General features: G+C 73.8%; 8 protein-coding genes and 1 pseudogene. 8 read left to right on the forward strand and 1 reads right to left on the reverse strand.

Annotated elements, in window-relative coordinates:
* From ACOJUF_RS23405 to ACOJUF_RS23425, 5 genes and pseudogenes are all read left to right on the forward strand, one after another.
* Positions 1-327, forward strand: a pseudogene (locus ACOJUF_RS23405) (proteasome subunit beta); the annotation flags it as partial.
* A gap of 110 nt (positions 328-437) precedes the next feature.
* Positions 438-1,253, forward strand: a complete 816-nt coding sequence (gene prcA, locus ACOJUF_RS23410) for a proteasome subunit alpha (RefSeq protein ID WP_420124214.1) — start codon at positions 438-440, stop codon at positions 1,251-1,253.
* Between the two features lie 286 nt (positions 1,254-1,539).
* A complete protein-coding gene (locus ACOJUF_RS23415) occupies positions 1,540-2,301 on the forward strand; it encodes an RNA polymerase sigma factor (protein WP_420124215.1) in 762 nt (253 codons plus the stop codon).
* The gene (locus ACOJUF_RS23420) at positions 2,298-2,972 is read left to right on the forward strand and encodes a hypothetical protein (RefSeq protein WP_420124216.1); all 675 of its coding nucleotides are present in this window, start codon (positions 2,298-2,300) and stop codon (positions 2,970-2,972) included. The genes ACOJUF_RS23415 and ACOJUF_RS23420 overlap by 4 nt, the downstream gene beginning before the upstream one ends.
* A gap of 251 nt (positions 2,973-3,223) precedes the next feature.
* Entirely contained in the window at positions 3,224-5,851 is a 2,628-nt protein-coding gene (locus ACOJUF_RS23425) for a CHAT domain-containing protein (protein ID WP_420124217.1), read from the forward strand.
* Positions 5,852-5,880: 29 nt separating this feature from the next.
* Here ACOJUF_RS23425 and ACOJUF_RS23430 read toward each other — a convergent pair whose 3' ends face one another.
* Positions 5,881-6,465 (reverse strand): FxsA family protein, encoded by a 585-nt coding sequence (locus ACOJUF_RS23430; RefSeq protein WP_420124218.1) that lies wholly within the window; start codon positions 6,463-6,465, stop codon positions 5,881-5,883.
* Positions 6,466-6,644: 179 nt separating this feature from the next.
* On the opposite strand from ACOJUF_RS23430, the gene ACOJUF_RS23435 reads away from it, so the two are divergent.
* The 3 genes from ACOJUF_RS23435 to ACOJUF_RS23445 all read left to right on the forward strand — a co-directional run.
* Positions 6,645-8,114, forward strand: coding sequence for a hemolysin family protein (locus ACOJUF_RS23435; protein WP_420124219.1), 1,470 nt, complete (start codon positions 6,645-6,647; stop codon positions 8,112-8,114).
* Positions 8,111-9,265 carry a hemolysin family protein gene (locus ACOJUF_RS23440; protein ID WP_420124220.1) on the forward strand — a complete coding sequence of 385 codons (1,155 nt, stop codon included), beginning with the start codon at positions 8,111-8,113 and terminating at the stop codon, positions 9,263-9,265. Before ACOJUF_RS23435 ends, ACOJUF_RS23440 begins: the two co-directional genes overlap by 4 nt.
* A 10-nt stretch (positions 9,266-9,275) precedes the next feature.
* A partial coding sequence (locus tag ACOJUF_RS23445) for a proteasome accessory factor PafA2 family protein (RefSeq protein ID WP_420124221.1) occupies positions 9,276-9,995 on the forward strand: 720 nt, incomplete at its 3' end.

Consider the following 9,995-nt stretch of genomic DNA (forward strand, 5'->3'; position numbering starts at 1 on the left):
CGGATCTTCTCCTACGACGTCGCCGGCGGCAAGTACGAGGAGCACGACTACTACGCCGTCGGATCCGGATCCACCTTCGCCCGGTCGGCCCTGAAGAAGCGGTACGACGGGTCCGCGGATCTGCCGGTCGCGGTCCGCACCGCGGTCGAGGCCCTGTACGACGCCGCCGACGACGACAGCGCCACCGGCGGGCCGGACCTGACCCGGCGCATCTTCCCCGTGGTCGTCGCGATCACCGTCGAGGGCGCAGTGCGGTGGAGCGACGATGAGGTCGGCGTGGTCGCCGAGGCCGTGGTCGCCGGCCGCATGGTCAACCCGGGCGGCTGACCTTCCCCGCCCGGGGTCGGTCCGACCCCGGACCGGCCCGCCCGACTCGTTCCGGCCCGTCCGGAGCGCCGCCAGTCCCAGCACCCTGCGTTCGAGGAGCCCAGCCCGCCGTGACGATGCCGATCTACGCCTCTCCCGAGCAGTTCATGCGGGACCGCTCGGAGTACGCCCGCAAGGGCATCGCCCGCGGGCGCAGCGTCGTGGTCACGCTCTTCGAGGGCGGGGTGCTGTTCGTCGCGGAGAACCACTCGCCGGCCCTGCACAAGGTGAGCGAGATCTACGACCGGATCGGTTTCGCCGCGGCCGGGCGCTACAACGAGTTCGAGAACCTGCGGACGGCCGGCATCCGGCTCGCCGACGTGCGCGGATTCTCCTACGACCGCAAGGACGTCACCGGCCGCTGGCTGGCCAACGCCTACGCGCAGACCATCGGGTCGATCTTCTCCGAGCACCAGAAGCCGTTCGAGGTGGAGATCTGTGTGGCCGAGGTCGGCCCGCCCGGCACGGTGCCGACGGCCAACGACAACGCCCCGGGGGTGCGCGATCAGCTCTACCGCATCTCCTACGACGGGTCGATCGTCGAGGAACGCAAGTTCGTCGTGATGGGCGGCGTCACCGAGCCCGTGATCACCGCCCTCAACGCGACCTTCCAGGTCGGCTGGGACCTGCCCACCGCGCTGCGGGCGGCGGTCACCGCCCTTGGCTCCACCGGTGAGAACGCCCCCCGCACGCTGCTGCCGACCCAGCTCGAGGTCGCCGTGCTCGACCGCAGCGCGCCGGGACGGACCTTCCGCCGGATCCAGGGAGCGACGCTGTCCGCCCTGCTCACGCCGCCCGCCGAGCCCGGCGCCGCAGCCGGTCCGAGCGCCGACCCGGCGACCGCCGACCCGGCCGGCACCCCGCCGGTCGCACCCGACGAGGGCTGACGGCCGAGGACGCCCACCGCGTTGCAGCACTGTGACCCAGATCACATGACTGACGGTGGGCTCTCGTATCACCCGGTCGCGATCGCCCGTCCTGTCCGTGTTCGGGAAGGACCTGGCTGAGGGGTGCAGGTCCTTTCGGGATCGAAAGAGCCGCCCCTAAGCTGCTGTCGACGTCTGTCGGCAGCGCCAGATCCGTCGCGTCGGGAGGAACCGTGCGTCTTCATCGCCGTCACGGCTCCCATCCGAACGTGTGCGCTCTGGGCGTTCGAATGGGGAGGTACGGGCAGTGATCGGCTCCGACCAGGACATCGTGACGGAGCCGATACCCGGCGCCGCGGTCGCCGCGGCGGCCGCCCCGACATCCGGTGCGCTCAATCCGGTCACCGCCGGGTCGGTCCCGACCGGTCCCACCACCCCGGATCCGGCGCCCGCGCCGTCCGGCGCCGCGGCGGCCCGCGGCACCACGCCCGAGGGGCTGCGCCGGCGGGCCGACGTCGGCGACCTCGTGGTGCGGGCCGGGACCGCGTTCGAGGAGTACCGCCAGGGCGTCCCCGGGGCCATCGACACGCTGGTCCGGCTGGTCAGCCCGCTGCTCTGGCACACCGCCCGGCAGTGCGGGCTCTCGTCCGCCGAGGCCGAGGACGTGGTCCAGCAGACGTTCCTGTCGCTGGTCCGCAGCAAGGACACCATCAGCGATCCGCTGGCCGTCGTCCGGTGGCTGACCGTCAGCCTGCGCCGGCTGGCCTGGCGCGAGCGGGCCAACAGCGCCAAGCGGACGGGCGAGGAGCCCACCGACGACGATCTGCCCCGCGCCCCGTCGGCCGAACACGCGGCCGTGCTGACCGATCAGCAGCGCCGGCTCTGGGAACTGGTCTCCGAGATGTCCGAACGCTGCCGGCGGCTCCTGGCGGTCATCGCCTTCGCACCACGACCTGACTACGCCACCATCGCGGTGGACCTGGGAATACCGGTGGGTTCCATCGGTCCGACACGAGGGCGCTGCCTGGCAAAGCTGCGCGCCCGCCTCGACGGGGGAGACTGGACATGACGGCAACGAGTGGCAACGCGGCCGGCTCCGGGCGCGACGACCATGCCGACTATGCCGACCGTGCCGGCAGTGGCCGTCCGGCGTCCGGCTCCGCCGGCTTCGACGGCACGGTGGCCCTGCCCGATCTGCTGCACGGCCTCGACCTCGACGGCGGTTTCGACTGGGACGACGACCGGGACGACGACCGGCCGGTGCCGATGGACCGGGCCGACCTGCGCATCCTGGCCGACCTGCAGGCGATCTACGACACGGTCGACCCGATGCCGCAGATGCTGCCCGACCTGGTGCTGTTCGGGCTGCAGGCCCAGGACTTCGACGCCGAGTTCGCCCGGCTCGTGGAGTCCGAACTGGCGGTGTCCGGGGCCACCGGCACCCGGTCGGTGGAACATGCCCGGCGGGTCACCTTCGCCAGCGACAACCTGACCGTCATGGTCGTGGTCAATCCGCAGCGCGACGGCCGCGTCCGGCTCGACGGCTGGGCCGCCCCCGGTGGCCGGCTGCACGCCGAGCTGCGGGTCGGCGAGTCCACCATGACCGCCGAATGCGACGAGTCCGGCCGCTTCGTCTTCGACGCCGTGCCGGCCGGCCCGGCGCAACTGGTGCTGCACCCGACCCTGGACTCCGATCCCTCGCTCACCCTTCCGGTGGTCACCCCGGCCGTTCACCTGTAACCGCCGGGCCCCGGCCCGCCCTCCGTCGCCGCTCCCGGACCCTCGTTCGGGGGCGATGTGGCGTCTGCGGGCCCCGCGCTGCCCACCGCGGGGCCGAGCAGGGTACAACTGAGGACGGACATCGGCCGCCGGCCGGCCGTTCGGGTGGCCGCGCCCGCCGCGAACCCCGACATGTCGGACCTGGCGGCCTCAGGGATTCGTCGGACGTGACGAGGAGTGATAGCTCGGTGACTCCTTCGGCCGATCGCGCCGTGTCGAGCGCTCGACCGTCGGAGCTGGCCGCCGCCGACCTGTGGGCCCGCGCGCGGGGCAGCGTCGACCTGGGCCGGCCGGGCACCGGGTACAAGCTGGGCAGCCGGGCGCTGACCCGGCTCGGCCGGGAGGGCCTGCCGCCGGAGGCGGCCGCCGCGCTGCGCGCCCGCATCCTCATCACGATGGCCGACGCCCAGGTCGAGCTGGGCCAGGTCGAGCAGGCGGCCTCGCTGCTCGACGCGGCCCTGCGCGCCAGCCCCGATGCCGGGCCGATCGTGCAGGCCTCCCGGGGCGTGCTGATGGCCAGGACCGGCCGGCTCGACTCCTCCTTGGAGCATCTCGACGCCGCCGTCGCTGCCCTCTCCGGCTCCGGCGGGTCGCGGCACAACCTGGTCCGGGCCCTGCTCTGGCGCGGCCTGCTGCACCTGAGCGAGGCGCGGCTGGAGCCGGCCACCGCCGATTGCGAGGCCGCCGCGGAGCTGGGCCGGACGGCGGGCCTGGACGCCGCGGTGGTGATCGCCACCCACAATCTCGGTCTGGTCAAATACATCTCCGGGGACCTGCCCGGGGCGCTGCAGCAGATGACCAGGGCCGAGGAGGCCGGGCCGCTGGTCCGTTCGGGCGTGCGGGCCCTGGACCGGGCCAAGGTCCTGCTGGCGGCCGGGCTGCTCGCCGAGGCCAGGGAGGTCGCCGAACTCGCCGAGCGGGTGTTCGCGGGGGACCGCTCCCGCGTGGACCTGGCCGACGCGCTGCTGGTCACCGCCGAGGTCGATCTGGTCGACGGGGCGGCGCTGGCGGCCCGGGCGGCGGCCCGCCGGGCCGCGCGCACCTACGCCACGGCCAAGCACGAGCGGGGCGGGCTCGCCGCCCGGGTGATGGAGATCAGGGCCGCCCGTCAGGTGCGGGCGGCCCGGCGGTCGGCCGCCCCGGGACGCGCCCGCCAGGACGCCGACCGGGCCGACCAGCTGGCGGGCACGCTGGCGGCGGCCGGCCTACGGGAGGACGCGCGGGCGGTCCGGTTGCTGCAGGCGCAGGCGCTGCTGGAGGCGGGTGACCTCGACGCGGCCGACCGGGCCGCGGCCGCGGCCGCCGCCCTCGGCGCCCGCGATGCCGGCGCCGGACGCCGGCGTCACCCGCGGCTCCCGCTGATCGCGACCGAACTGCACACCCGGGTGGTCGACGCCCGGCTGGAGCTGGTCCGGGGTCGCCGGTCGGCCGGCCTGCTGCACATCCGTCGCGGGCTGGACGAGCTCGCCGCGTACCAGGCCCGGTTCGGCTCGCAGGACCTGCAGTCGGCGTCGGCGGTGCACGGACTGGAGCTGACCCGGCTGGGCCTGCGGACCGCCTTGCAGACCGAGTCGCCGGCCGCGATCCTGCAGTGGCTGGAACGGTCCCGGGCGGCGAGCACCCGGCTGGCCGCCGTCCGGCCGTCCGCCGACGGGGTCCTGGCCAGGGAGCTGTCCAAGCTGCGGATGGCGATGTACCGGGCGCGGATGGCCGAGCAGGCCGGTGAGCCGGATCCCGAGCTGGAGGACGAGGTCGATCAGCTGCGCCGGCGGGTCCGGTCGCGGTCCTGGCTGGTCGGCGGGAGCGGCGCGGTGAACCGGCCGTTGTCGCTGGCGGCCGTGCAGCGGCGGCTGGCCCAGGCCGGTGGCCACGTCAGCATCGTCGCCCCGTTCCGCGGCGGCGGCCGGTTCCACGCCCTGGTGATCACCGCGCGCACGGCCCGCTACCTGCGGCTGGGTCCGGATTTCGGGCTCGAGCCGACACTGAACCGGATCATCGGCGACCTGAACGTGCTGGCCGATCACCGGGTGCTGGCTCCGCTGCGCCGGGTGGCCGCGGCCTCCCTGCAGTCCGGGTTGAACCGGGTGGCGGACTACATCGCCCGCCCGGTCGAGCCGCTGGTCCAGGACGGCCCGGTGATCGTCGCCGCGGCCGGGGCGGCCGCCATCGTGCCCTGGGCGCTGTTGCCCGGGCTGTCCGGCCGGGCGATCTCGGTCAGTCCCTCGGTCACCGCCGCGGTGGCCGGCATGGGCCGGACCGCCGAGGAATTCCGGCACGGGGTGCTCGCGGTCGCCGGGCCCGAGGTGCCGCACGGCGTCGAGGAGGCGCAGGCGGTCGCCGACGTCTACGCCGCCGGCAGCCCGTTCGAGGCGTCGAACCGCCTGCTCACCGGGGCCGATGCCACCGGCCGGGCCGTGCTGGACGCGATCCCGGCGGGCGGGCTGCTGCACATCGCCGCCCACGGCCACCACGAGTCCGAGAACCCGCTGTTCTCCGGGGTGCTGCTGGCCGACGGCCTGCTCTACGGCTACGACGTCGCGCCGAATCCCACCCTGCCGTCCCAGGTGGTGCTGTCCAGCTGCGACGTCGGCCGGACCGACGACCGGCCCGGCGGGGAGCCGCTCGGCCTGGTGGCCGCCCTGCTGCGCAGCGGGGTCGGCACTGTCGTGGCCGGCACGAGCCGCATCTCGGACCGGATGGCGGCGGCCGTCATGACCGCCTACCACGAGCGGTTGTTCAAGGGGGAGGCCCCGGCCATCGCGCTGGCCGGCGCGATCAAGGCGGCAGGAGAGATCGAGGGCGACCCGGCGCCGTTCACCTGCTTCGGTGCCGGGCTGTAGGACCGGCCGCGTCGCACCGCCGGGTCCGGTCAGCCGACCGGATGGTCGCCCGGTCGGCGTTCGACGACCCCCGACCGGGCCGGGGAGCCCGGGTCGCCGGGGGTGAGGTCGACCGATCCGTCCACCGATCCGTCCGCCGATCCGTCGACCGACGCGTCGACGACGGTGCCGTCGACCACCATCCCGTCGCCGCGGCGGCCGCCCAGGCCCGCGCCGGCCGGCGGCCACATGCCCGGTGCGGCGCCACCCAGGTGCACCACCCGGACCTGGGCGGCGCTGCGCTGGGCCCACGCCTGCATCCGCCGGCGGACCAGGGACCGGACCGGAGGCAGCAGCAGGGCCAGGGCGGCCAGGTCGGAGACGAAGCCGGGAATCATCAGCAGCACACCGGCGACGACGGTGAGGAACCCGCCGGTGACCGTGTCGTCGGTGACCTGCCGGGAGCGGGCGGCCTGGTTCACCGCACCCATCGCCTCCCGGCCGCCGCGCCCGATCAGCGCCAGGCCCAGCACTAAGCCGGCCACCAGCAGCAGCAGGGTCCAGCCGACGCCGATCCACGACCCCACGATCAGCAGGCTGGCGATCTCCAGGAACAGCAGCAGCAAGACGGTCATGCCCATGGCAACGCGCGGGCGGCCCGAATCGCTCCCGAGCCGGATGGGAGTCGTCTGAGGGTCCCCGGCCCGCCGGTGGCACCGAGCGGGCGGGCGGGGCGCCACGCCCGGCCGGAATCGCGCCGCCGATCCGTTACCGTCATCGGTACAGCCGTCACCTGCCGGGGAGCAGCACAGAATTGATCACGCAGTGGATCATGGTCGGTATCGGCCTGATCCTCATCGCCGGCACCGCCCTGTACGTCGCCGCCGAGTTCAGCCTGGTCACCGCCGACCGGGCGACAGTGGCCAAGCAGGCGGCCCAGGGCGACCGGGGCGCCAAGTCCCTGATGATCGGCCTGCGGTCGCTGTCCACCCAGCTCTCGGGTGCGCAGATCGGCATCACCATCACCACGCTGGCGCTGGGTTTCGTCATGCAGCCCGCCCTGGCCGACCTGGTCGCGCCGCTGCTGGACCGGATCGGCCTGGGGGAGACCGCGGCGCAGTCGATCGGCACGTTGATCGGGCTGATCGTGGCGACCGTCCTGTCCATGGTGTTCGGCGAGCTGGTGCCCAAGAACATCGCGATCGCGGAGCCGCTGGACACGGCCAAGACGGTGGTCACCCCGATGCGGGTGTCGACCATGCTGTTCAAGCCGTTGATCGTCGTGCTCAACGGCACGGCGAACGCGGTGCTGCGGATGATCGGCGTCGAACCGCAGGAGGAGCTGCGGTCGGCCCGCTCGGCGGTCGAGCTGGACTCGCTGGTCCGCCGGTCCGCCGCCCAGGGCACCCTGGAACAGCCCACCGCCGGCCTGCTGGCCCGCTCCATCTCGTTCTCCGGCAAGACCGCCGACGACGTGCTGACCCCGCGGGTGCGGGTCCGGTTCGTCAAGGCCACCGACACCGCGGAGGCCCTGCTGGTGGCCGCGGCCGAGACCGGCCACTCCCGGTTCCCGGTGTCCGGGGAGGACTCCGACGACGTCGTCGGCCTGGTGCACCTCAAGCGGGCGGTGGCCATCGCGCCGGACGAGCGGGCCGGGGTGCGGGTCGAGCAACTGATGGTGCCGGTGCCGGTCGTGCCCGGCTCGATCCCGCTGGACGACGTCCTGGACGAGCTGCGCAGCGGCCTGCAGATGGCCGTGGTCGCCGACGAGTACGGGGGTACCGCCGGCATCCTCACCCTGGAGGACGTCGTCGAGGAACTCGTCGGGGAGATCACCGACGAGCACGACCCGGTGGACAGCCCGGCCGAGCGGCGGTCCGACGACACCTGGCTGCTGCCCGGGACCCTGCGGCCCGACGAGATCGTCGACGTCACCGGGGTGCGGCTGCCGGAGTCGAACGCCTACGAGACGGTGGCCGGACTGGTGATCGCCCGGCTGGGCCGGATGCCGCGGGAGTACGACACCGTCGAGGTCGACGCGACCATGGACGCCTCGGCCCACCTGGGTGTGCCCGAGCATCAGGTGCTGCACTCCGACGACGCCGCGATCGAGCCGGAGACCGAGGACGACCTGCCCCGGGCGGTGACCGTCCGGCTCACCGTGCACGGGCTCGACCGGCGGCGCGTCGAGTCGGTCCTGATGTCGGCGGTCAGCCTGGACAGCGGTGACGAGCCGACCGACGAATCCGGCGAGTCCGGCGACCGGCGCGGTGAGCGCCGATGACCACCGAATGGCTGCTCCTCGGGCTGGTCGTCGTCCTGCTGGCGGCCAGCGCGTTCTTCGTCGCCGCCGAGTTCGCGCTGATCGCCGCCCGCCGGTCGGTGATCGAACCGGTCGCGGTGAACAGCGCCCGCGCCCGTTCCACGCTCAAGGCGATGGAGCACGTGTCGCTGATGATGGCCTGCGCCCAACTGGGCATCACCCTGTGCGGGGTGCTGCTTGGCGCGCTGGGCGAGCCGGCCGTCGCCGCGCTGCTGGAACCGGTGTTCCACGCCCTCGGCGTACCCGAGGCCTGGTTGCACCCGGTCTCCCTGGTCATCGCGCTGCTGCTGGTGGTGTCCGCGCACGTCGCGTTCGGCGAGATGGTGCCCAAGAACATCGCCATCGCCGACCCCGAACGGACCGCGCTGGCGCTGGCACCGGCGCTGCGGGCGATCGCCACCGCGATCGGGCCGATCATCCGGTCGCTGAACTGGTGCGCCAACTCGGTCGTCAAGCTGACCGGCCGCGAGCCCAAGGACGAGGTGGCGTCCGCGTTCACCCGCGAGGAGGTGGCCGAGCTGGTCGCCGAGTCCCGCCGGGAGGGGCTGCTGGACGACGAGGAACACCAGCTGATCACCTCGGCCCTCGGCTTCGACACCACCGTCGTCTCGGCCGTCATGGTGCCGATCGCCGAGGTGGTCGCCGCGTCCGCCGCCGTCACCCCGGCCGAGATCGAGCGGATGTGCGCGCGGACCGGGTTCTCGCGCTTCCCGGTGCGGGTCGCCGACGGCGCCGGCACCGGCGACGGCCCGTCGGCGGCCCCCTCGACGCCCTCGGCGCCGTCGGGGTCGGCGGTCTTCGCCGGGTACCTGCACATCCGCGACGTGGTCGACCTCCCGGCGCAGCGGCGGGACCAGCCGGTGCCGGCGGAAAGGATCCGGGAGCTGCCCACCGTGGCCCCGACCACCGATCTGCGGACCGCGCTGGACCGGATGCGCCGCATCGGCGCGCATCTGGCCCAGCTCGTCACCGCGGACGGCGCGGTCGTCGGCGTGGTGATGCTGGAGGACGTCATCGAGGCCCTGATCGGCGAGGTGCAGGACGCGACCCGCCGGACCCCGGGCCGGCCGGTCGTCGCCCTGCGGCCACCGGCCGACGGGCCCGAGGCATAGGGTCGGGCGCATGCAGCGGCGGATCATGGGCATCGAGACCGAGTTCGGCATCACCTGTACCTTCCACGGACAGCGCAGGCTCAGCCCCGACGAGGTGGCCCGCTACCTGTTCCGGCGGGTGGTCTCGTGGGGCCGCTCGTCGAATGTCTTCCTGCGCAACGGCTCGCGGCTGTACCTCGACGTCGGGTCGCACCCCGAGTACGCCACCGCCGAGTGCGACGAGCTGCCGGCGCTGATCGCCCACGACAAGGCGGGCGAGCGGATCCTGCAGGACCTGGTCGTGGACGCCGAGTCCCGGCTGGCCGAGGAGGGCATCGGCGGCGACATCTACCTGTTCAAGAACAACACCGACTCGGCCGGCAACTCCTACGGCTGCCACGAGAACTTCCTGATCGCCCGGGGCGGCGAGTTCGCCAAGATCGCCGACGGGCTGATCCCGTTCCTGGTTACCCGCCAGCTGATCGCCGGCGCGGGCAAGGTGCTGCAGTCCCCGCGCGGGGCGTCGTACTGCCTGTCCCAGCGGGCGGACCACATCTGGGAGGGCGTCTCCAGCGCAACGACCCGATCGCGTCCCATCATCAACACCCGGGACGAGCCGCACGCCGACGCCGAGCGCTACCGCCGGCTGCACGTGATCGTCGGCGACTCCAACATGAGCGAGACGACCACCCTGCTCAAGGTGGGGACCGCCGCGCTGGTCCTGGAGATGATCGAGTCCGGCATCCCGCTG

This window comes from Nakamurella sp. (assembly GCF_048594475.1).
Lineage (GTDB): Bacteria > Actinomycetota > Actinomycetes > Mycobacteriales > Nakamurellaceae > Nakamurella.

What these genes read in the sequence shown, in the direction of transcription:
- ACOJUF_RS23420 (WP_420124216.1), top strand. Translation starts at nt 2,298, where the DNA reads ATGACGGCAACGAGTGGCAACGCGGCCGGCTCCGGGCGCGACGACCAT.
- ACOJUF_RS23430 (WP_420124218.1), bottom strand. Translation starts at nt 6,465, where the DNA reads ATGACCGTCTTGCTGCTGCTGTTCCTGGAGATCGCCAGCCTGCTGATC.
- ACOJUF_RS23440 (WP_420124220.1), top strand. Translation starts at nt 8,111, where the DNA reads ATGACCACCGAATGGCTGCTCCTCGGGCTGGTCGTCGTCCTGCTGGCG.